This is a genomic window from Pseudomonas sp. CAN1, from assembly GCF_030462585.1.
Lineage (GTDB): Bacteria > Pseudomonadota > Gammaproteobacteria > Pseudomonadales > Pseudomonadaceae > Pseudomonas.
This window is the reverse complement of sequence record NZ_JASMRU010000022.1, coordinates 69,770-91,744: the sequence shown is the minus strand read 5'-3', so window position 1 is coordinate 91,744 and position 21,975 is coordinate 69,770. Positions and strand designations below refer to the sequence as shown.

Here is a 21,975-nt window from a genome sequence, read left to right as displayed (position 1 = left end):
TTCTATACCCACTACTTCAGCCTGTTCGGCGCCCTGGTGCAGTGGCTCTGGCTGGCGGTGCTGCCTGGCATCCCGCTGTGGCGGCGTGACTGGTGGCTGGCCAACCTGGCCATTGCCGCGTTGTTCCTGCCGTGGTTGCCGGGGATGTTCGACCTGATCCACCACATGGCGGTGCTGGAAGCCGGCGGCGACGTGGGCTGGCAGCCGCCGGTGGATGCGCGCTCGCTGCCGTCGATGCTCTGGCAGTGGCTGGCGCAGTCCGATGGCAACGAATTGCCCTGGCCGGCGCTGCTGGGTGTGCCGCTGCTGCTGATCGCGGCGGCTGCGCTGGTGCTGCGCGGGGACCGCAGCCGCCAGCGCGGCGGCCTGCTGCTGACGCTGTATTGCGGCCTGCCGCTGCTGCTGGTGTATGGCGTGTCGTTCATTTCCCCGGTGTTCGTCGAACGCTATCTCACCGCCTTCGCCCTGGCCTTGCCGCTGCTGCTGGCGCTGGCGCTGGACCGCCTGCTGGAGGAGCGTCGGGCGCTGGGGGCGCTGTTGTTGGTCACGCTGCTGGGCTTGCAAAGCATCGGGGTTGGGCGGGCCATTGCGGTCGACCCGGACGAGCAGTTCGACGGCATGGCGGCCTTCGTCAACGCGCACTATCGCGCCGGCGACCGGGTGGTGGTGGACGATATCCTCTGGTACCTGACCTTCCGCTACTACAACCGCACCGGCCACGAACCACTGCTTTATACCGCTCCGGCGGCCGACGGCAGCTCCGGTCGGCCGGGGCTTTACGGCTTTGGTTCGCTGATCGACGACCGCCAGCATGCCTTCGTCGACCGCCTGGCCGACCTGCCGCAGGACGATGGTCGCGTGTGGCTGGTGATGAGCCGCTACAACGACCAGGAGATTCCCGATGTGCCGGGCAGCTGGCGGCGGGTGGCGCAGCATGCAGGCGGGGAAGTGCAGGCGATCCTCTTCGAGCGCACGGCGCAGCGCAGCGCCGCGCGCTGACGGGGCGCTACGTCAGAAACGCGCTACGTTAGAAACGCCCTATGTCAGAAACGAATGCGCCCGGTGAAGGCATCCTTGAGCATCACCCAGTCGCCCATCAGCGACCACAGCGGGTACTTGAAAGTGGCCGGGCGGTTCTTCTCGAACACGAAGTGGCCGACCCAGGCGAAGCCGTAGCCGGCCAGCGGCATGGCCAGCAGCCACAGCAGGTGGCCGCTGAAAATGGCGTAGGCGAGGATCGACAGCACCAGCAGGCTGCCCACGTAGTGCAGGCGGCGACATACGGCGTTGCTGTGTTCCTGCAGGTAGTACGGGTAGAACTCGGCGAAGCTCTGGAATCGATCAGCGGTCTGGGTGCTCATGGCGCACCTCCTGTTGTTGTGATGGCGCCAGTGTAGGACGCCACCTTCAGACTTGCGGATGACATAGGGGGCCAGTTTAGTATCCCCCTGCGCCGTCCGCGTCGAAGTGGCTGGCGCGCAACGCCACCATAACCAGAAGAATATGCATGCCTGAGCGTACAACCCTGTCGAGCTGGGTGCGTGGAATCGTCCAGTCGCTGGAGCTGGAGGGCCTCGACGGCCGCCAGCTGTTCAGCGAGCTGGGGCTGGATTTCGCCGCCCTCGACGACCCTGATGCGCGCATCCCCCAGGATTCGCTCAGCCGCCTGTGGAATCGCGCCGTGGAGCTGTCCGGCAACCCGGCCATCGGCCTGAACATCGCCCGCGTGCACACCCCGGCGTTCCCGGTGGTGGGCTATGCGCTGATGTCCAGCCGCAACCTGGGCGAGGGCTTCGAGCGCCTGGAGCGCTATCAGCGGATCATCGCCGAAGGCGCCGACCTGACCTTCCGCCGCCTGCCCGAGGGCTGTCTGTTCCGTATCGTGGTGCATGGCGACCGGCTGCCGGTGCCACGGCAGAGCGCCGAGTGCTCCATCGCCAGCCTGATCGCCATGCTGCGCTGGATCACCGGGCGCGCGATCAAACCATTGGAAGTGCGCCTGGCCGGCGATGCGCCGCCGGATATCGAACCGTACCGCGAGTTGTTCCAGGCGCCACTGAGCTTTGGTCATGCCGACTGCGCGATGCTGTTCTCCCACGACGACATGGCGGCGCCGCTGCCCACCGCCAACGAGGAGCTGGCGCGGCTGCATGATCGTTTTGCCGGGGAATACCTGGCGCGCTTCGTCAGCAGCCGCTTCAGCCACCAGACGCGCCAGGTGCTGTGCCGCCTGCTGCCCCAGGGCGAGCCCAAGCGCGAGAGCGTGGCGCAGGCGCTCAACCTGTCCGAGCGCACCCTGCAGCGGCGCCTGCAGGAAGAGGGCACCAGCTACCAGCAACTGCTCGATGACACCCGCCGCGAGCTGGCCCAGCAGTACCTCGCCACGCCGCGCATGACGCTGCTGGAAATCGCCTACCTGCTGGGGTTCTCCGAGCCGAGCAACTTTTTCCGCGCGTTCCGCCGCTGGTTCGGCAAGACGCCGGGGGAGTATCGCGAGGAGCTTTGAGCTGTTGTAGGAGCGAGCTTGCTCGCGAACCGCCTGACGTCGGAGCTGCCGGGAAATCCGTTCGCGAGCAAGCTCGCTCCTACAAGGGCAGCTTCGCACGCCGGTGTTCCTGGCGTGCGCGGAATGATGGGTATCGCTGCGCTCCACGCCATCCTACGGCGTGTTCATCCTGCCAATTGGGCCGTCAGCGTGATCAATGCCGCCAGAAGGCCGGGGTGAACAGCACCAGCACGGTGATGATCTCCAGGCGGCCGAGCAGCATGCCGCCGCAGAGCAGCCACTTGGCGGCGTCCGGCAGCGAGGCGAAGTTGCCCGACGGGCCGATGATCGGGCCCATGCCCGGGCCGACGCCGGCCACGGTGCTGGCCGCGCCGGTGAGCGAAGTCATCCAGTCCAGGCCGAGGAACGACAGGCCCAGCGCCAGGCCGCCGACGGTGGCGCCGAAGAAGAACGAGAAGGTCAGGATCGAACGCACGATCTCTTCGTCCAGGCGGTGGCCGTTATAGCTCTGGCGGATCACCGCGCGCGGGTGGATCAGCTGGTAGAGGCTGGCGCGCAGCAGGGTATAGGCCACCTGGAAGCGGAAGATCTTGATGCCGCCGGCGGTGGAGCCGGAGCAGCCGCCGATGAAGCCCAGGTAGAAGAACAGCATGATCGAGAAGTGGCCCCACAGGCTGTAGTCGCCCAGGGCGAAGCCGGTGGTGGTGACCACCGAGGTGACGTTCACCGCGACGATGCGGAAGGCGTCCAGCCAAGGTAGGCTGGAGGTCACCGAGTACCAGGTGCCCATCACCAGCCAGGTGAACACCAGCAGGCCGAGGAAACCGTGCACCTGGTGGTCGCGCAGCAGCGCCCGGCGGTTGCCGCGCAGGGTGGAGACGTAGAGCACGAAGGGGATGCTGCCCAGGATCATCACCACCACCGCGACCCAGTGCACCGCCGGCTGGTGCCACTTGGCCAGGGACTGGTCGGAGGTGGAGAAGCCGCCGGTGGAGATCGCCGACATGGCGTGGTTGAGCGAGTCGAACAGGCCCATGCCGGCCCACCAGAAGGCCAGGGTGCCGAGGATGGTGATGCTGACGTACACCCCGACTATGTACTTGGCCACCATGTGTGAGCGCGGCATGACCTTGTCGGAGCGGTCCGAGGATTCGGTCTGGAACAGGCGCATGCCGCCGATGCGCAGCATCGGCAGGATCGCTACCGCCATGGCGATGAAGCCGATACCGCCCAGCCAGTGCAGCAGCGAGCGCCAGATGAGGATGCCCGGCGACATCTTGTCCAGCCCGCTGAGGATGGTCGAGCCGGTGGCGGTGATCCCCGACATGCTCTCGAAGATCGCGTCGGTGAAGCTGATGTGCCGGGCGAACATGAAGGGCAGGGACGAGAAGAAGCAGACGATCACCCAGCTCGACACGGTGAGCATGTACATGTCTCGCGGGCGCAGGTGCACGTGCTCCGGGCGCCCGGGAATGACCATGCCCAGCCCGCAGGTGAAGGTGATGATCGCCGACCAGATGAAGGGGTGCAGTTCGTTGGCGCGGCCGTAGTAGAGCAGCGTGGCCATGGGGACCAGCATGGCGACTGCCAGCGTGATCACAAAGATGCCGATGATGAATCCGAGGGTGCGTAGTGTCGGCAGGGCCATGCGCTGAAGTCTGAATCTACTGGGAATCGGCCATTTTACCTGTAGGCCGTTGCCTGTAAACCAAGTGGATATCTGGCCAGGCCCGTGCAGCGGTTGGTTGGAAGCTGCCTACGTTCGTCGGCACAAACAGCGCTGACTGCGAGCTGCGCGCAGGCGCTGGGCAAATGCGAACCCTTTGCGTCTACAATGGCGCCTTTCGAGATTGACTGGAGGCAGCCCATGGAGGCTCTCGACGCGTTGCTCAACCGTGTGTCCCACGCCCGCCTGRGCGAGCCGGCACCGTCCGCCGAGCAGCTGGACCGCATGTTCCGCTCGGCTCTGCGCGCCCCCGACCACGGGCAGCTGCGCCCCTGGCGTTTCCTCACGGTGGAAGGCGAGGCTCGCAAGGAGCTGGGTGAACTGTTCGCCCGCGCCGTGGCGGCCAACGAGCCGGACGGCAAGCCCGAGGCACTGGACAAGGCCCGTGCCATGCCGCTGCGCGCACCGATGCTGGTGGTGGCGGTAGCGCGTCTGCAGGATCACCCCAAGGTGCCGGAGATCGAGCAGTGGCTGGCAGCTGGTTGCGCCGCCCATGGCATCGTCCAGGCGGCATATGTGGAGGGGCTGGGAGCGATGTGGCGCACCGGCGCCATGGCGTTCGATCCGCTGGTGCGTGAAGGCCTGGGCCTGGCCGAGAGCGAGCGCATCGTCGGCTTCATCTACCTCGGCACGCCGATTGGCGAGCTGCGCCGCCCGGCGCCGCTGGACCCGGCCGAGTTCGTCAGCGCCTGGCGGGGCTGAGCGGCAGTTCCAGGCGGACCTTCCAGGCGCCGCCATGCCAGGCACCGCCATGATTGTTCAGCCGGGGGGCGTGCCAGATCAGCTGGCCGCCCTGCCAGGCAGCCAGACGTCGCGCCGGCGGCAGGGCTGCCGGCAGCCAGGCCCGCGCCTGCGGGTCATGGCCTTGCAGGTCCAGGCGCAATTCACCGTGCGCTGAACCGAGCGACAGCTCCAGCGCCGCGTACGGTTGGCGCGTCAGCGCCGCTTCCAGCAACGAATCCAGCGCATCGCCCAGCGCATCCGGCCAGCTTTCCAGCGGCCAGGTGCCGCTCTGCGGCAGGCTCAGGCGCAGGCCGGGCCAGCGCTTGCGCCACTGCGTCGCGAGGCGCGCCAGTTCCACCGCCAGCACCAGGTACTGCGGGTCGTCGTAGGGTTCGCTGCGCAGCAGCGCTGCCGGCGGCAGCGGCCGTTGCAGGGCGGGGATCGGGGTAGCGAAGGCGGGTAGGCTCATGGTTGCTCTCCGAAGGTGCGCGCGGTTCAGGCGGCCTGGCGGCGCAGCGGCAGGTCGATGCTGGCCAGGAAACCGCCGTCGGGATGGTTGCTCAGGCGCAACCGTCCGTGATGACGCTCGATGGCGCGGCGGGCGATGGCCAGGCCCAGGCCGTGGCCGGGGCTGCTCTGGTTGGGCGCGCGGAAGAAGGGTTCACCCAATTGCGCCAGGTGTTCCTCGGCGATGCCGGGGCCGTGGTCACGGATGCTGATGTGCAGGCGTTCGTCGTCGATCCGTGCCTGGACTTGCAGCGGCTGCTCGGCCGGGTTGAAGCGCGAGGCGTTGCGCAGCAGGTTGTCGAGGGCGCGTTCGAGCATGTCGGGCCAGCCGTCGACGGCCAGTTGCGGCGCGACGTCGAGCTGGATGTTCTGTTCCGGGTGCAGCAGGTGCGCGTCGTTGCGCAGGCGTTCGAACAGCGGCAGCAGGTCGATGCGGCTGGTCGGGCCGGGCTCGGCGTCGAGGCGGGCGAGGGCGAGGATTTCGCTGATCAGCGCTTCCAGGCGATCGCATTCCTGCTCCAGGCGCGGCCACATGGCGGCGCGCTGTTCGGGCTCGGCGCGTTCGGCCAGGGCCAGGGCGATGCGCAGGCGCGCCAGTGGTGAGCGCAGCTCGTGGGAGACATCGCGCAGCAACTGGCGCTGGCTGCCGATCAGCCCCTGCAGGCGCGCGCCCATGCGGTTGAAGTCGCGGGCCAGCACGCCCAGTTCGTCGCCGCGGCGGGAGAGGCGGGCGAGGCTGTCCTGTTGATAACTGGTCTGGCCGAGGTCGTGCACGGCGCGGCGCAAGCGATTCAGCGGGCGGGTGATGGACAGCGTCAGCAGCAGGCTGAACACGGTCAGCACCACCAGCGCGATGCCCAGCGCGCTCAGCGGCCAGAGCAGGCTGCTGCGGTGCCAGGCCTGCAGCGTCGGGTGCGGAATGCGGTAGATGAACAGGTAGGTCTGGTCGGTGCGGCTGCTGGTGTATTCCTGGCTCAGCTGGCGCCAGGGGAAGCGCGGCAGGTCCTGGCGGTCGAAATTGCTGTCGCGCGGACGCGGCGGGCGTGGCAGGTAGGTGCCGTTGACCAGGCGCTGGCCGGTCTCGTCGAGCACCTGCACCGAGAGTTCGTATTGCTGCCGGCGGCTTTCCAGCAGCTGTTGCGCGGCGGCCGGGCCCTGGGTCTCGTAGAGCAGGGTCCATTGCTTGGCGATGTCATGCAGGCCGGGATAACGGGCGATCACCCAAGTGTCCTGGTTCAGGGCGCGGCCCAGCAGGATCGACAGTCCGGCCACCAGCAGCAGGGCGAGCCAGAAGGCGGCGAGGATCCGCCAGAAGAGTGAACGCATGGTCTTCCTGTTCAGCCGCATGGTCTATCCGTTGTCAGGGCCCCACGGCAAGACGCCGGGATAACCCGGCGCCTGCTCTTGCTGGAGCGATCAGTTGGTCTTGGTGCCGTCTTTCTGGGCCTTCCAGGTCTGGAATTCAGCCCACTCGGCCTTGCGTTGTTCACGCTGCTTCTTCAGCTCGTCGAACTTCTTCTGCTGTTCGGGAGTGAGGATGCCGCGGATGCTGGCCTCGGACTTCTCGCGGTTGGCCTTGAGTTCTTCCTGCATGGCCTTGCGGTCGGATTCGGGCAGCTTGTTCCAGTACTTCTCGGTGATCGCGCGGCGATCCTTCATCGAGTCGCCCATCAGCTTGCCGACTTGCTGGCGCTGGTCCTGGGTCAAGTTCAGTTCGCGGAACATGCCGCCGTGTTCGCCACGCGGGCCGTGCATGCCCGGACCATGGTCTTTCATGAACGGGGCGGGTGGCGGAGCGTCGGTCGGCGCCGGAGTGGCCGCCAGCGCGACGGTCGGCAGGGCGGCAGCGATCAGCAGGGCGGTCAGGGTCTTGCGCATGGTGTTTCTCCTTTCAGGGACCGGTCGTTACCGGATGTGCCCAGTCTAGGGTCGGCAAGGTCAAGAGCCGTCAGTCCCACGTAAAGCTTCGGTAAAGATTGCGTTAGGTGTTGCCTGGAATCTTTACCAGGCCCGGGCCAGAGCGGCCCGTGGCCTGTGCTCAGGGTGCGTAGAAGTAACCGCGCCCGCGCAGGGCGAGGATGCGCGGGCGGCCGTCGGGGTGGCCGCCGAGCTTCTTGCGCAGGTTGCTGACGTGCATGTCCAGGCTGCGGTCGTACAGGGTCAGCTTGCGGCCCAGGGCGAGCTGCGCCAGGGCCTGCTTGTCCAGCGGTTCGCCCGGCTGTCGCAGCAGGGCTTCGAGGATGCGGCTCTCGGAGAGGGTCAGGCTGATCTCTTCGCTGCCGATGGCGACGATGCCACGGGACAGGTTCAGCGCCAGATCGCCCAGCTCCAGCTGCGCAGTGGGTTGTGCCGGGTGGCTGCGGCGCAGCACGGCGCGCAGGCGGGCGGTCAGCTCGCGGGGGTCGCAGGGTTTGGCCAGGTAGTCGTCGGCGCCCAGTTCCAGGCCGAGGATGCGGTCCAGCGGCTCGCCGCGGGCAGAGAGCATCAGCACCGGCAGGTCCGGATGGTCGCTGCGCAGCGACTTGAGCAGCTCCAGGCCGCTGCCATCGGGCAGCATGACGTCGAGCACGACCGCATCCGGTGCGCGACTGCCCAGCGCGGCGCGGGCCTGGGCGCCATCGTGGGCGGCGCGGATGCTGAAGCCTTCCTGGGTCAGCCAGGTGGTCAGCAGTTCGCAGAGTTCGACGTCGTCGTCGATCAGCAGCAATTCACTCATTCAGACGCTTCTTCAATTGATCCATTCGCGGCGCGAGCGGCGTCGGCCACGGCTGAGCGCACCGAGCAGGAAGGCCAGCACGGCAGTGCCTGCGCCGGTCACGTACCAGGTCTGCTGTTCGCTGAGCAGGCGTGGCGGCTGGTTGGCCTGGGCCTCGCGCAGTTGCAGCTTCAGTCGCTGGTTTTCCTGGGTCAGGCGGGCGATGCGCGCTTCGTCCTGGCTGTTGTCGGGGTTGGACAACTGCGCGGAGAGAGCCTGGCGCTGCTGTTCGCTCAGCCCCAGCTGGTTCTCCAGCTCCTTGATCCGGCGSTCGGCTTCCATGACTGCGTCCGCCTCGGCGCTGGGGGCGTTGGCGGGCTCGGCGGCCGTTGCGGCATTGGACAGCGCCGGCGCGGTTGGTTCCAGGGTGGAATCTTCGGCCAGCGCAGTCAGGGGCAGGATCAGGCAGGCAAGCAGGGGCAGGCGGCGCATCGTGACTCCTTGTTCGATGATGATCCGCCGTGCACGGCCGTCCGAGGCGGTGTCCGGCTGCGAACCCCCGTGGCGCTCCGTGCCGCGGGGTGCAGCGCGCGAGCGGGTTAGGGCAGGACTTTCTTGAACGGCTTGACCACGACTTCGGCGTAGACGCCGGCGGCGCGGTACGGATCGGCGTCGGCCCAGGTCTGGGCGGCGGCCAGGGAGTCGAACTCGGCGACGATCAGGCTGCCGGTGAAGCCGGCGGCGCCCGGGTCGTTGCTGTCGATGGCCGGGTGCGGACCGGCCAGCACCAGGCGGCCTTCTTCCTTCAGCTGCTCCAGGCGGGCGATGTGCGCCGGACGGGCGGCCAGGCGGCGTTCTTGGGAAGCGGTGATATCACGGGCAATGATCGCGTAGAGCATGTCAGTCCTTGGGTTTTTCGCCGGTAGGCTCATCGTGCATGTGGCGGGCCAGGAACACGCCCTGGCCGATCAGGAACAGCAGGGTCATGCCCAGGCTGCCGAACACCTTGAAGTCCACCCAGTAGCTCTGGAAGGTGAAGGCGACGAACAGCTGGACACAGCCGCAGATCAGGAAGAACAGCACCCAGGCGATGTTCAGCTTCGCCCAGAGGGAATCGGTGAGGTGCACCGCGTGGCCCATGATCCGCTGGATCAGCGGCTGGCCACCGATGAAGTGACTGCCGGCGAAGGCCAGGGCGAACAGCCAGTTCACCACCGGTGCCTTCCACTTGAGGAAGGTTTCGCTATGGAAGGCCAGGGTCATGCCGCCGAATACCAGGCAGGCGGCGAGGGTCACCCACTGGCCCTTGTCGAGCTTGCGCTGCTTGATCAGGAGGATGCCGTAGACCACCACGGAAGCCGCGATCAGCACGGCCGTAGCGCTGTAGATCCCGCCGAGCGAGAAGCTCTGGCCGGCGAGTTCGACGTTGCGCGGGTCGAGCTTGTAGACGATGAAGAAGAGAATCAGGGGAATGAAATCGATGAATTGCTTCATTACGGCAGCCACAGCCCAGTAGAGCCGGCATAATACCAAGCTGCGGGTGAACTGAAAGCGTCATCCGCCCAACGCTGCGGCAGATCATGGTTTCAACCCATTGCCGCGGGAGCGTTGGCCCATAAACGTCTATACAGAACGTTATCCCTGCATTGCCCCTGGAAGCCCCATGCGAGTCGATCTGCACTGCCACAGCACCGCGTCCGACGGACAGCTCAGCCCGACGGCCCTGGTCGAGCGCGCCCACGGGCGCGGCGTGCGCGTGCTGGCACTGACCGACCACGACACCCTCGACGGCCTGCCCGAGGCGCGCCGCGCCGCGCAGGCGCTGGGCATGCAGCTGGTGGATGGCGTCGAGGTGTCCTGTACCTGGGGTGGCGCGACCATTCATGTGCTGGGCTATGGCTTCGATGCCACCGCTGAGCCGCTGGTGAAGGCGCTGGGCGACCTGCACCGCGCCCGCTGGACCCGTGCCGAAGAGATCGGCCGGCGCCTGGAGGCCAAGGGCATGCCCGGTGCCTTCGACGGCGCACGGGCGATCCAGGCGGAGCTGGGCGACAGCGAGAACGCCCCGGCGCGCCCGCACTTCGCCGAGTTCCTGGTGCGCCAGGGCCACGTCAAGGATCGCGGCGAAGCCTTCCGCAAGTGGCTGGGCGCCGGCAAGCTGGGCGACGTCAAGCAGCACTGGCCGAGCCTTGCCGATGCCGTCGGCACCCTGCGCGCGGCGGGTGCCTGGATCAGCCTGGCGCATCCGTACCACTATGATTTCACCCGTACCAAGCGGCGCAAGCTGGTGGCCGATTTCATCGCCGCCGGCGGTCATGCGCTGGAAGTCTGCAACGGCCCGCAGCCGGCCGAGCAGGTCGGCGTGCTGAGCATCCTCGCCCGCGAGTTCGGCCTGATGGTCACCGCCGGCAGCGACTTCCATGGCCCCAGCGACTGGTCGGAGCTGGGCCTTTACCGGAGCGTGCCGGAAGACCTGGCGCCGCTCTGGCCGCGTTTCGCCAGTGCCGAGAACGCCCTCGGGACCCAGGAGACACCATGAGCCAGTTCTTCCAGATCCACCCGGAAAATCCCCAGGCGCGGCTGATCAAGCAGGCCGTGGAGATCATTCGCCAGGGTGGGGTGATCGCCTATCCCACCGACTCCTCCTACGCCCTGGGCTGCCGCATCGGTGAGAAGTCCGCGGTGGAGCGCATCCGCCACATCCGCCGGCTGGACGACAAGCACAACTTCACCCTGGTGTGCCGCGACCTGTCCGAGCTGGGGCTGTACGCCAAGGTCGACACCGGCCTGTTCCGCCTGCTCAAGGCGCACACGCCCGGCCCCTACACCTTCATCCTCAACGCCACCCGCGAAGTGCCGCGCATGCTGCTGCACCCCAAGCGCCGCACCATCGGCCTGCGCGTGCCGGCCTGCCCGATCGCCCTGGCGCTGCTGGAGGAGCTGGGTGAGCCGCTGATGAGCGTGAGCCTGATCCTGCCCGGCGCGACCGAGCCGCTGAACGATCCGTACGAGATGCGCGACTCGCTGGAGCATCTGGTGGATCTGATCATCGACGGCGGTTTTGGCGGCGGCGAAGCGTCCACGGTGATCGCCCTGACCGACGAAGACCCGGTGGTGGTGCGCGTCGGCTGCGGTGATCCGGAACCCTTCATGGTCAACGCCTGAACACGTCCGGCGTGCTGGCTATACTCCCTCGTCCTATCGCCGAACCCGCGAGGTTGACCGCTTGACCAGCGTCGAATCCCTGCGCCGTGTGCTGTCCGGCATGCGCCCCACCGGGCGCCTGCACCTGGGCCATTACCACGGTGTGCTGCAGAACTGGGTGAAGCTGCAGCACGAGTACGAATGCTATTTCTCCATCGTCGACTGGCATGCCCTGACCACCGAGTACGACGAGACCGCCAACATCCGCCAGCATGTGCGCGACATGGCCATCGACTGGCTGGCGGTGGGCGTCAGCCCCAGCGCCGCGACGCTGTTCGTGCAGTCCCACGTCCCCGAGCACGCCGAGCTGCAGCTGCTGTTGTCGATGATCTGCCCGCTGTCCTGGCTGGAACGGGTGCCGACCTACAAGGAGTTGCAGGAGCGGATGGTCCACAAGGACCTCTCCACCTTCGGCTTCCTCGGCTACCCGCTGCTGCAGGCTGCGGACATCCTGATCTACCGCGCGGGCCTGGTGCCGGTGGGCTCGGACCAGTTCGCCCACGTCGAATTCACCCGCGAGATCGCCCGCCGCTTCAACCATCTTTACGGCGGCGAGGATGACTTCGAGGACCGCGCCCAGACCGCCATCGCCCGCCTGGGCAAGAAGACCGGCAAGCTCTACAGCAACCTGCGCCGCGCCTGGCAGGAGCAGGGCGACGCCGAGGCGCTGGAAACCGCCCGCGCGCTGCTTATGGAGCAGCAGAGCCTGACCCTCGGCGACCGCGATCGGCTGTTCGGCTACCTCGAAGGCACCAGCCGCGTGCTGCTGCCCGAGCCGCAGACCCTCACCAGCCATGCGCCGAAGATGCCGGGGCTGGATGGGCAGAAGATGTCCAAGTCGCACCACAACGCCATCGCCCTGCGCGATAGCCCGGAAGTGATCGAAGAGAAGATCGCGCGCATGCCCACTGATCCTGCGCGCGTCCACCGTCGCGATCCGGGGGAGCCGGAACGCTGCCCGGTGTGGCAGTGGCACCTGATCTACTCCGACGACGGCTGCCGGCAGTGGGTGCAGGAAGGCTGCCGCAGCGGCGGGATCGGCTGCCTGGACTGCAAGCGACCGCTGATCGAGTCGATCCTCCACGAACTGGCGCCGATCCAGGAGCGCGCGCTGGACTACGAGGACAACCCCGAGCTGGTGCGCAGCATCCTCGCTGAAGGCGCCGAACGCGCCCGCGAGGCCGCGCGGGAGACGCTGGCGGAAGTGCGGCATGCCATGGGGTTGTCGTACCGCTGAACGCGGATCTGCCGGGTGCGTAGGAGCGGACTTCGTCCGCGATTGGTCTCCGGCGCGATGCGGGCCTATCGCGGACAGAGTCCGCTCCTACGCACAGGCAAGCTACGCAGCGTGATTCCGCCAAAAGCCCCTCGCGCCGCCGGCAAAAGCAGGGATAATGCCGCCTTCCAACCCCAGCGCCTGACGAGTGGCCGATGAGTGACCTGACCGAGCCGGAAGCCCCCGCCGCCCCTGAATACCAGGTGCCGGTGCAGCTGGCGCTCGTCTACGGCGAGGCCCTGACGGAGATGCCGCAGGACCTGTACATCCCGCCGGACGCCCTGGAGGTGTTCCTCGAAGCCTTCGAAGGCCCGCTCGACCTGCTGCTCTACCTGATCCGCAAACAGAACATCAACATCCTCGACATCCCCGTGGCGGAGATCACCCGCCAGTACATGGGCTACGTCGAGCTGATGAAGTCGGTGCGCCTGGAACTGGCCGCCGAGTACCTGGTGATGGCCGCCATGCTCGCCGAGATCAAGTCGCGCATGCTGCTGCCGCGCTCGGCCGAGGCCGAGGAGGAAGAGGAAGACCCGCGCGCCGAGCTGATCCGCCGCCTGCAGGAGTACGAGCGCTTCAAGAAGGCCGCCGAGGACCTCGACGACCTGCCGCGCCTGGGCCGCGACTACGTGGTGCCCACTGTCGCTGCGCCCGATGCGCGGGCGCGCCGGCTGCTGCCGGAAGTGGACATGCAGGAGCTGATGCTGTGCATGGCCGAGGTGCTGCGCCGCGCCGACCTGTTCGAAAGCCACCAGGTCACCCGCGAGATGCTCTCCACCCGCGAGCGCATGACCGAGATTCTCGAACGCCTGAAAGGCGAGGGCTTCGTGCCCTTCATCACGCTGTTCCGCGTCGAGGAAGGCAAGCTGGGCGTGGTAGTGACCTTCATGGCGGTGCTGGAGCTGGTCAAGGAGCAGCTGGTGGAACTGGTGCAGAACGAAGCCTTCGCGCCTATCCACGTCCGCGCCCGCACGGAAGTGCAGGAAGGCGCCGCGCGCTTCGGGGAAACATCGGAAGAAGTGCTGGAAGAGGGCGACGAAGACGTCTTCGAGCCACGCGAGGAGCCGCCAGCCGAACTGACCTTCGAGGACGGCCACTTCGACGGCCCGGAAGGCGAGGCAGCGCTCGACCAGGCACTGGACGGCGAGCCGGAAGACGAGCCGCTCTGATCCGCCAGCGTTGCCCTGGCGCCGCGCTTTGAGTAGTTTTCCCGCCTGAACGGCGAAACCTTCAACCCCGACCCGAGCCCCTGATGAATCTCTCCGACCCGCAAGAACTGGCGACCCTGCTCGAAGGCATCCTCCTGGCTGCCGGCAAGCCCATGTCGCTGGAGCGCCTCGGCGAGCTGTTCGAGGAGGCCGAGCGGCCCGAGCCGCAGCAGTTCCGCGATGCGCTGGCGGTGCTGAGCCTGTCCTGCTCCGGGCGGGCCTTCGAGCTGAAGGAGGTCGCCACCGGCTACCGCCTGCAGGTGCGCGAGAAGTTCGCCTCCTGGGTCGGCCGGCTCTGGGAAGAGCGCCCGCAGCGCTATTCCCGTGCGCTGCTGGAGACCCTGGCGCTGATCGCCTACCGCCAGCCCATCACCCGTGGCGAGATCGAGGAAATCCGTGGCGTCGCGGTGAACACCCAGATCGTCAAGACGCTGATGGAACGCGAGTGGATCCGCATCGTCGGCTACCGCGAAGTCCCTGGTCGCCCGGCGATGCTCGCCACCACCCGCACCTTCCTCGACTACTTCAACCTGAAGAGCCTGGAAGACCTGCCGCCGCTGGCCGAGCTGAAATTGATGGAGCCCGAGCCGCAGCCGATCCTCGAAGACATGGCGCCGGTGGCCAGCCTGCCGAGCCCCGAGGAATACGACGAGGACTATGTGCCGCCGTCGCTGCAGGCCCTGGCCGACCAGGCCGTGCGCGATGCCGGCGAGGAGCCGGAGCCCGCGCCGCCGGAGGAGCCGAAGGAAGAGACCAGCTTCCGCAGCCTGCTCGCCGAGCTGGACGAGATGGAGCAGGGCCTGAAGACCGACTTCGACGACCTGATCGACCGCCCGCCGAGCGACGACGAGGATACCGGCGTGGATGCCGACTTCAGCGGCGTCCATGCATTGCCCGAGGTCGAGCCGCAGAATGAAGCACAGGCTCCGACTGAGGACGAAACCGCAGTAGAGGCCCCCGCTGCTACGCCGCCTGCCCCCGAACCGGCCGCGCCCGCTGAGGACGAGTGGGACGAGGAGCGCGCCCTGCGCGAAGCCATGCTCGAGGAAATGGAATTCAACGCGCGCAATCGCGACCATTGAGCCGCGATCCTCGGAGATTTCCAGCCGTTCGGTGATTGACTTCCGCGCCCCGCGCGACGACCTTATGTGCCGCGTTCGAAAGGCGCCGGCCGCTACACCCGGGGGAGCAGCCGGAATCCCCGTCCCTTCGACGATCCTCGACAACAATCCACAGCGGCCTGGCGCCTCGCGCAGGCGGCTGAGTACCCAAATGAAAAGAACTCCAATCAGCCGTATCTGCTGGCTCGGCCTCCTGCTGGGCCTGAGCAGCGCTTCGCTTTCCGCCGCCCAGGCGCCTGCTGGCGCACCCGCCGTGCCGTTGGCCGGCCAGTCGAAGGACGCCTTCATCGACAGCCTGATGCAGCGCATGACGCTGGAAGAGAAGATCGGCCAGTTGCGCCTGGTCAGCGTCGGCCCGGACCATCCCAAGCCGGTACTGCTGAAGGAAATCGCCGAGGGCACCACCGGCGCGGTGTTCAACACCGTGGTCCGTCCGGGCATCCGCGACCTGCAGGACGCGGCCATGAAGAGCCGGCTGAAGATCCCGCTGTTCTTCGCCTACGACGTGGTCCACGGCCACCGCACCGTGTTCCCCATCGGCCTGGGCCTGGCGGCGAGCTGGGACCTGGCCGCCATCGAGCGCAGCGCCCGTGTCTCGGCCATCGAGGCCAGCGCCGACGGCCTCAACCTGACCTATTCGCCCACCGTCGACATCGCCCGCGATCCGCGTTGGGGTCGTGTCTCCGAAGGCTTCGGCGAAGACGCCTGGCTGACCAGCAAGGTCGCCGCCGCGGTGGTCAAGGGCTACCAGGGCAAGGGCCTGAACCAGCCGGAAACCATCATGGCCGGGGTCAAGCACTTCGCCCTGTACGGCGCCGGCGAAGGCGGCCGCGACTACAACACCGTGGACATGAGCCCGCAGCGCATGTTCCAGGACTACCTGCCGCCGTACCGCGCGGCCATCGACGCCGGCGCCGGCGCGGTGATGGTCTCGCTGAACAGCATCAACGGCGTGCCGGCCACCGCCAACAAGTGGCTGCTGCAGGATCTGCTGCGCGGCCAGTGGGGCTACAAGGGCCTGACCCTGAGCGACCACGGCGCGGTGCTGGAGCTGATCAAGCACGGCGTGGCCGCCACCGAGCGCGACGCCACCCAGGCGGCGATCAACGCCGGCGTCGAAATGAACATGAACGACGACCTCTACGGCAAGCACATGCCCGAGCTGCTCAAGGCCGGGCTGATCAGCCAGGACGAGATCGACCGCGCCTGCCGCGACGTGCTCGCCGCCAAGTGGGACATGGGCCTGTTCCAGGACCCGTACCGCTACCTGCAGGGCACGGACCCGGTCGACACCGACGCCGAGGACCGCCTGCACCGTGCCGACGCCCGCGAGATCGCGCGCAAGGGCATGGTCCTGCTGAAGAACCAGGGCGGCGTGCTGCCGCTCAAGCGTGACGGCGTGATCGCCCTGATCGGCCCGCTGGCCGACAGCAAGCGCGACGTGATGGGCAGCTGGTCCGCCGCCGGCAAGGCGTTCCAGGCCGTGACCGTGCTCGAAGGCATGGGCACCGCCACCCGTGGCCACGCCGCGCTGCTCTACGCCAAGGGCGCCAACGTCACCGACGATCCGGAGATCGTCAAATACCTCAACGAGTACAGCGACGACGTGAAAGTCGATTCGCGCAGCCCGCAGGCGATGATCGACGAAGCCGTCGAGAAGGCGAAGATGGCCGACGTGGTCGTGGCCGTGGTCGGCGAATCCCAGGGCATGGCCCACGAGGCGTCGAGCAAGACCAACCTGCACATTGCGCAGAGCCAGATCGAGCTGCTCAAGGCCCTCAAGGCCACCGGCAAGCCGCTGGTGCTGGTGCTGATGAACGGCCGGCCGATGGACCTGCGCTGGGAAAGCGCCAACGCCGACGCAGTGCTGGAAACCTGGTTCAGCGGCACCGAGGGCGGCAACGCCATCGCCGATGTGCTGTTCGGCGACTACAACCCGTCGGGCAAGCTGACCATGACCTTCCCGCGCTCGGTGGGCCAGGTGCCGATCTACTACAACCACCTGAACACCGGCCGCCCGTTCGACCACGAGCACCCGAACAAGTACACCTCGCGCTACTTCGACTCGGAGAACGGCCCGCTGTACCCCTTCGGCTACGGCCTGAGCTACACCGACTTCAGCGTCTCGGACGTGAAGATGTCCGGCAGCAAGCTGAAGAAGGGTGACCAGCTGACCGCCAGCGTGACCGTGAAGAACACCGGCAAGGTTGCCGGCGAGACCACCGTGCAGCTCTACCTGCGCGACGTTGCCGCGTCCATCAGTCGCCCGGTCAAGGAGCTCAAGGGCTTCAGCAAGATCCTGCTGCAGCCGGGCGAGTCGAAGGTGGTGCAATTCCCGATCCGCGAGGAAGACCTGCGCTTCTACGACAGCCAGCTGCGCTACGCCTCGGAGCCCGGCGAGTTCAAGGTCTACGTTGGCCTGGACTCGGACAACGTGAAGGAGCAGAGCTTCACGCTGCTCTAAGCGTCACTCGCTGCTGCAAACGCAAACGCCACGGCTGATCCAGCCGTGGCGTTTTTCATTCAGGCGGCTCTGGCAGCCTTGCGGGAGCGGAGCCCGATCAGCCAGCGCACCGCGCCTTGCACCAGCACGGCCAGCAGCGCCGCCTCGGCGAAGCTCGGCAGCGTCTCGTTGCCTGGCAGACGCAACGCCAGCCACAGGCAGAACGCCGCGAAGGCCGGGCGCCCGCTGACCATGCCGCGCAGCAGGGCGATGACGAAGCTGGCGCCATGCAGCCGCTGCGACGACACGCAGAGCACGATGGAGAGCAGCGGGAACACCGCCAGCAGGCCGCTCCAACTCGGCCCGGCCCAGCCGGCGAGGGCCGTGACGGCCAGGGTCAGCAGCGCGCCAGCGAGCATGCGCAGGCCCAGCTCGAAGTGGCTGAGGGCGGCGATGCTGCCTGACGGTTCGGCGCGAGGCATGAACAGCTGGCTGGTCAGTGCGCCCAGTGCTGCGGCGATCAGTGCCCAGAAGGGCGAGGCAGGGAGTTGCGTCAAGGCCCAGGCTGCCACCAGCCAGGCCAGCATCGCGCCGCTCAGAGCCAGCGGCCAACGGTACTTCCGGCACAGCCAGGCATAGGCGAAGTTGAATGCTTCCGCAGCGAAGATCGCCGCCAGCGCCAGCAGCGCGGCCTGGGCGCCAAAGTCGCGGCCGTGCTCCACGGTGATCAGGTAGAGGATCGGGCCGGCGATGGCGGGCAGGGCGGCCAGGCAGCCGGCGACGGCCGGTCCCCACCAGCGCCCGGAGAGGGACACCAGCAGCAGGAACAGCGGAACCAGGGTGAGCTTGAGGGCGAGCATGGGCGCAGTCGGACAGCGTGGACGGCGGATTCTAGCAAGGCGCGCCGGCTTCAATGGCCCGCATCGATTGCCCGCGTCGATGACGCCGATGGGGAAATCGAGTTGGACCTTGGCGCCGCGCGGGTGTCCATTGTGCAGGCCCACCGACATTCATCCATGAGTTGCGAGGAAGTCCGTGAAGAGTCCGTGCATCAAGATCTGCGAGTTCGAAGAGGGCATCTGCCTGGGCTGCGGTCGCAGTCGCGAGGAAATCAAGGCGTGGAAGCGCGTCGACCACCTGGGCCAGGAGGCGATCCTGGCCGAGGCGGACATGCGCCTGCTGGTGCTGGAGGCGCAGGGGAAAAGGCTTTATCGCTGAACGACGTTTCCTGGGGCATCGCGCCGCGGTTTGCCCTCACCCAGCCCTCTCCCGTAGGGAGAGGGGGCAGATCGTGCCGGCTGACACCATCGTTTATTCCTGCACCGGACAGTCCCCTCTCCCTCTGGGAGAGGGTTAGGGTGAGGGGTTCTTGCGATGGTCGGCCCTACGCAGCAAGCGTAGGGCGAATAACCCGGAACGGGTTATCCGCCGCATCTTCTATGGCGGATAACGCTGGCGCGTTATGCGCCCTACAGCGCTGAGTGAGACGTCGGCGTGGTGGCCGTTCGCGAGCAATAACGATGGCGTCCCCCTCGCTCCTACAGGTGCAGAGTACGGGCTCTTCGTAGGAGCGAGCTTGCTCGCGAACCCAGTTCAACCCCGCGCCAGAACCATCGCCCGCGCCGTATCCAGCATGCGGTTGGAGAACCCCCACTCGTTGTCGTACCAGGCCATCACCTTCACCAGCCGGCCGTTCACCCGCGTATGACTGGCGTCGAAGATGGCCGAGCGCGGGTCGTGGTTGAAGTCCACCGAGACCAGTGGCTGGCGGTTGAAGCCGAGGATCGTCGAAGTCTCGCTGGTGCGCTCCAGCAGTTCGTTGACCTCCTGGGCGCTGGTGTCGCGGGCGACCTGCAGCGTGAGGTCGACCAGCGACACGTTGATCACCGGCACGCGCACCGCCAGGCCGGTCAGCTTGCCGGCCAGTTCCGGCAGCACCAGGCCCACGGCTTCGGCGGCGCCGGTTTTGGTCGGGATCATCGACTGGGTGGCCGAGCGCGCGCGGTACGGGTCGCTGTGGTAGACGTCGGAAAGATTCTGGTCGTTGGTGTAGGCGTGGATGGTGGTCATCAGCCCGTGCTCGATGCCCAGCTCGCGGTGCAGTACCTGAGCCACCGGAGCCAGGCAGTTGGTGGTGCAGGAAGCGTTGGAGACGATGCGGTGCTCCGCGCGCAGGATGCCTTCGTTGACGCCGAACACCACCGTGGCGTCCACGTCCTGGCCAGGGGCGGAGATCAGCACCTGGCGCGCGCCGGCCTGCAGGTGCGCGGCGGCCTTGTCGCGGGAGGTGAACAGGCCGGTGCACTCCAGCACGATATCCACCCCCAGGGCTTCCCATGGCAACTCAGCCGGGTTGCGGATCGCCGTGACGGCAATGCGGTCGCCCTCTACCCTGAGGCTTTCGGCATCGTGTTCGACACGGCCGGCGAAGCGCCCATGCACGCTGTCGTACTGGAACAGGTGGGCGTTGATCGCGGCGTCGCCCAGGTCGTTGATCGCCACCACTTTCAGGTGCTGGCGGTACGGCCCCGAGTAGAGCGCACGGAGCACGTTCCGACCGATGCGGCCAAATCCGTTGATTGCCAGGCGTATAGTCATTGAGGTCGTCTCTTTTCTTTTGTTGTGGTAAAAACCATTAAATTTCCACGTTGAAGAAAAGTAAACACCGAGTAATCAACGATAATGTTGTAAAAACAACAACCGATAGTCTGTAGGAGAATGCTGCCATGCACCCTCGTGTGCTTGAAGTCACCCAGCGCATCCAGGCCCGCAGCGCGGCCACCCGCCAGCGCTACCTCGATCTGGTCAAGGCAGCCGCCACCAAGGGCCCGCACCGCGGCACGCTGCCCTGCGGCAACCTCGCCCACGGCGTCGCGGCTTGTGGTGAATCCGACAAACAGGCGCTGCGGCTGATGAACCAGGCCAACGTCGCCATCGTCTCCGCGTACAACGACATGCTCTCCGCGCACCAGCCGCTGGAACGCTTCCCGGAGCTGATCAAGGACGCCCTGCGGCAGATCGGTTCGGTCGGCCAGTTCGCCGGCGGCGTGCCGGCCATGTGCGACGGCGTGACCCAGGGCGAGCCGGGGATGGAACTGTCCCTGGCCAGCCGCGACGTGATCGCCATGGGCACCGCCATCGCGCTGTCGCATAACATGTTCGACGCCGCGCTGTGCCTGGGCGTGTGCGACAAGATCGTCCCCGGCCTGCTGATCGGCTCGCTGCGCTTCGGCCACCTGCCGGTGGTGTTCGTGCCCGCCGGCCCGATGCCCACCGGTATCTCCAACAAGGAGAAGGCCGCGGTGCGCCAGCTGTTCGCCGAAGGCAAGGCCACCCGCGAGGAACTGCTGACCTCGGAGATGGCCTCCTACCATGCGCCGGGTACCTGTACCTTCTATGGCACCGCCAACACCAACCAGCTGCTGGTGGAAGTGATGGGCCTGCACCTGCCGGGCGCCTCCTTCGTCAACCCGAACACCCCGCTGCGCGACGAGCTGACCCGCGAAGCCGCCCGCCAGGCCGCGCGCCTGGCGCCGGAGAACGGCCAGTTCGTGCCCATGGCGGAGATCGTCGACGAAAAGGCAATGGTCAACTCGGTGGTGGCGCTGCTGGCCACCGGCGGCTCGACCAACCACACCCTGCACCTGCTGGCCATCGCCCAGGCCGCTGGCATCCAGCTGACCTGGCAGGACATGGCCGACCTCTCCGAAGTCGTGCCGATGCTGGCGCGCATCTATCCCAACGGTCAGGCCGACATCAACCACTTCCAGGCGGCGGKCGGCATGTCCTTCCTGATCCGCCAGCTGCTCGATGGTGGCCTGCTGCATGAAGACGTGCAGACCGTGGTCGGCAAGGGCCTGCGCCGCTACCTGCAGGAACCCTTCCTCGACGGCGGCAAGCTGGTCTGGCGCGAAGGCCCGGCGGCGAGTTTGGACGAGAACATCCTGCGCCCCATCGACAAGCCGTTCTCCGCCGAAGGCGGCCTGCGCCTGATGGAAGGTAATCTGGGCCGCGGCGTGATGAAGGTCTCCGCCGTGGCGCTGGAGCACCAGATAGTCGAAGCCCCGGTGCGCATCTTCCACGACCAGCCGAGCCTGGCTGCAGCCTTCAAGGCCGGCGAGCTGGAGCGCGACCTGGTGGCCGTGGTGCGCTTCCAGGGCCCGCGGGCCAACGGCATGCCCGAGCTGCACAAGCTCACGCCGTTCCTCGGCGTGCTGCAGGACCGTGGCTTCAAGGTGGCGCTGGTCACCGACGGGCGCATGTCCGGCGCTTCCGGCAAGGTGCCGGCGGCGATCCACGTCTCCCCGGAGGCGCTCAACGGCGGCCCGCTGGCCAAGCTGCGCGACGGCGACGTGGTGCGTGTCGACGGCACCACCGGCGAGCTGCGCGTGCTGGTGGATGCGGCAGAATGGGAAGCCCGTCCGCTCGTGGAAACCCCGGTGCTGGATAACATCGGCATGGGCCGCGAGCTGTTCGCCTTCATGCGCAACGCCTTCAGTTCGGCCGAGCAGGGCGCCTGCAGCTTCACCGCCGAGCTCGACGGCTTGCGCTGAATGCGCGCCTGAT

20 protein-coding genes and 2 pseudogenes are annotated in these 21,975 nt (G+C 67.2%); 11 read left to right on the top strand and 11 right to left on the bottom strand.

The genetic code is table 11. The features are described 5' to 3' along the window. Window positions 1-999: pseudogene (locus QO207_RS23400) on the top strand (hypothetical protein); the annotation flags it as partial. A gap of 44 nt (window positions 1,000-1,043) precedes the next feature. Here QO207_RS23400 and QO207_RS23395 read toward each other — a convergent pair. Next, the gene (locus QO207_RS23395) at window positions 1,044-1,361 is read right to left on the bottom strand and encodes an Mpo1-like protein (RefSeq protein ID WP_192430257.1); all 318 of its coding nucleotides are present in this window, start codon (window positions 1,359-1,361) and stop codon (window positions 1,044-1,046) included. 146 nt (window positions 1,362-1,507) lie between these two features. Between QO207_RS23395 and QO207_RS23390 the strand changes: the two genes are divergently transcribed. Continuing rightward, the gene (locus tag QO207_RS23390; RefSeq protein ID WP_301534665.1) at window positions 1,508-2,506 is read left to right on the top strand and encodes an AraC family transcriptional regulator; all 999 of its coding nucleotides are present in this window, start codon (window positions 1,508-1,510) and stop codon (window positions 2,504-2,506) included. 193 nt (window positions 2,507-2,699) lie between these two features. On the opposite strand, the gene QO207_RS23385 is transcribed toward QO207_RS23390, so the two are convergent. Beyond that, window positions 2,700-4,154, bottom strand: a complete 1,455-nt coding sequence (locus QO207_RS23385) for a TrkH family potassium uptake protein (RefSeq protein ID WP_301534664.1) — start codon at window positions 4,152-4,154, stop codon at window positions 2,700-2,702. Between the two features lie 219 nt (window positions 4,155-4,373). On the opposite strand from QO207_RS23385, the gene QO207_RS23380 reads away from it, so the two are divergent. Further along, entirely contained in the window at window positions 4,374-4,934 is a 561-nt protein-coding gene (locus QO207_RS23380; protein WP_301534663.1) for a nitroreductase family protein, read from the top strand. On the opposite strand, the gene QO207_RS23375 is transcribed toward QO207_RS23380, so the two are convergent. The 7 genes from QO207_RS23375 to QO207_RS23345 all read right to left on the bottom strand — a co-directional run bounded on the left by QO207_RS23375 (window position 4,915) and on the right by QO207_RS23345 (window position 9,651). Further along, entirely contained in the window at window positions 4,915-5,424 is a 510-nt protein-coding gene (locus QO207_RS23375; protein WP_301534662.1) for a hypothetical protein, read from the bottom strand. The genes QO207_RS23380 and QO207_RS23375 overlap by 20 nt on opposite strands. A 26-nt stretch (window positions 5,425-5,450) precedes the next feature. Then, on the bottom strand, window positions 5,451-6,788 hold the full coding sequence (locus tag QO207_RS23370) for a cell wall metabolism sensor histidine kinase WalK (protein ID WP_301534661.1): 1,338 nt from the start codon (window positions 6,786-6,788) through the stop codon (window positions 5,451-5,453). A gap of 90 nt (window positions 6,789-6,878) precedes the next feature. After that, on the bottom strand, window positions 6,879-7,340 hold the full coding sequence (locus QO207_RS23365) for a Spy/CpxP family protein refolding chaperone (protein ID WP_301534660.1): 462 nt from the start codon (window positions 7,338-7,340) through the stop codon (window positions 6,879-6,881). 160 nt (window positions 7,341-7,500) lie between these two features. Further along, window positions 7,501-8,178: a response regulator transcription factor gene (locus QO207_RS23360; RefSeq protein ID WP_301534659.1), complete on the bottom strand. Its 678-nt coding sequence runs from the start codon at window positions 8,176-8,178 to the stop codon at window positions 7,501-7,503. A 12-nt stretch (window positions 8,179-8,190) separates the two neighbouring features. Beyond that, window positions 8,191-8,649 carry a translation initiation factor 2 (IF-2, GTPase) gene (locus tag QO207_RS23355; protein ID WP_301534658.1) on the bottom strand — a complete coding sequence of 153 codons (459 nt, stop codon included), beginning with the start codon at window positions 8,647-8,649 and terminating at the stop codon, window positions 8,191-8,193. A 107-nt stretch (window positions 8,650-8,756) separates the two neighbouring features. After that, window positions 8,757-9,056 (bottom strand): YciI family protein, encoded by a 300-nt coding sequence (locus QO207_RS23350; protein ID WP_192431999.1) that lies wholly within the window; start codon window positions 9,054-9,056, stop codon window positions 8,757-8,759. Window position 9,057: 1 nt separating this feature from the next. After that, a complete protein-coding gene (locus QO207_RS23345) occupies window positions 9,058-9,651 on the bottom strand; it encodes a septation protein A (protein ID WP_301534657.1) in 594 nt (197 codons plus the stop codon). 169 nt (window positions 9,652-9,820) lie between these two features. Here QO207_RS23345 and QO207_RS23340 point away from each other — a divergent pair, with 169 nt between their 5' ends. The 6 genes and pseudogenes from QO207_RS23340 to bglX all read left to right on the top strand — a co-directional run bounded on the left by QO207_RS23340 (window position 9,821) and on the right by bglX (window position 17,430). Continuing rightward, window positions 9,821-10,696, top strand: coding sequence for a PHP domain-containing protein (locus tag QO207_RS23340; protein ID WP_301534656.1), 876 nt, complete (start codon window positions 9,821-9,823; stop codon window positions 10,694-10,696). Next, entirely contained in the window at window positions 10,693-11,322 is a 630-nt protein-coding gene (locus QO207_RS23335) for an L-threonylcarbamoyladenylate synthase (RefSeq protein WP_301534655.1), read from the top strand. Before QO207_RS23340 ends, QO207_RS23335 begins: the two co-directional genes overlap by 4 nt. Window positions 11,323-11,383: 61 nt before the next feature. Beyond that, the gene (locus QO207_RS23330; RefSeq protein ID WP_301534654.1) at window positions 11,384-12,598 is read left to right on the top strand and encodes a tryptophan--tRNA ligase; all 1,215 of its coding nucleotides are present in this window, start codon (window positions 11,384-11,386) and stop codon (window positions 12,596-12,598) included. Between the two features lie 320 nt (window positions 12,599-12,918). Continuing rightward, a pseudogene (locus QO207_RS23325) lies at window positions 12,919-13,677 on the top strand (ScpA family protein); the annotation flags it as partial. A gap of 212 nt (window positions 13,678-13,889) precedes the next feature. Beyond that, window positions 13,890-14,927, top strand: a complete 1,038-nt coding sequence (scpB, locus tag QO207_RS23320) for an SMC-Scp complex subunit ScpB (protein WP_301534653.1) — start codon at window positions 13,890-13,892, stop codon at window positions 14,925-14,927. Between the two features lie 205 nt (window positions 14,928-15,132). Further along, complete coding sequence (gene bglX, locus QO207_RS23315) at window positions 15,133-17,430, top strand: beta-glucosidase BglX (protein ID WP_301534670.1); 2,298 nt, start codon at window positions 15,133-15,135, stop codon at window positions 17,428-17,430. A 59-nt stretch (window positions 17,431-17,489) separates the two neighbouring features. Here bglX and QO207_RS23310 read toward each other — a convergent pair whose 3' ends face one another. Beyond that, entirely contained in the window at window positions 17,490-18,269 is a 780-nt protein-coding gene (locus QO207_RS23310; protein ID WP_301534652.1) for a hypothetical protein, read from the bottom strand. Window positions 18,270-18,444: 175 nt separating this feature from the next. Here QO207_RS23310 and QO207_RS23305 point away from each other — a divergent pair, with 175 nt between their 5' ends. Then, complete coding sequence (locus QO207_RS23305) at window positions 18,445-18,627, top strand: DUF1289 domain-containing protein (protein WP_138212809.1); 183 nt, start codon at window positions 18,445-18,447, stop codon at window positions 18,625-18,627. Window positions 18,628-19,002: 375 nt separating this feature from the next. On the opposite strand, the gene gap is transcribed toward QO207_RS23305, so the two are convergent. Next, window positions 19,003-20,007, bottom strand: a complete 1,005-nt coding sequence (gap, locus tag QO207_RS23300) for a type I glyceraldehyde-3-phosphate dehydrogenase (RefSeq protein WP_301534651.1) — start codon at window positions 20,005-20,007, stop codon at window positions 19,003-19,005. A gap of 128 nt (window positions 20,008-20,135) precedes the next feature. Here gap and edd point away from each other — a divergent pair, with 128 nt between their 5' ends. After that, window positions 20,136-21,962: a phosphogluconate dehydratase gene (gene edd / locus QO207_RS23295; protein WP_301534650.1), complete on the top strand. Its 1,827-nt coding sequence runs from the start codon at window positions 20,136-20,138 to the stop codon at window positions 21,960-21,962. The last annotated feature ends 13 nt before the right edge of the window (window positions 21,963-21,975 follow it).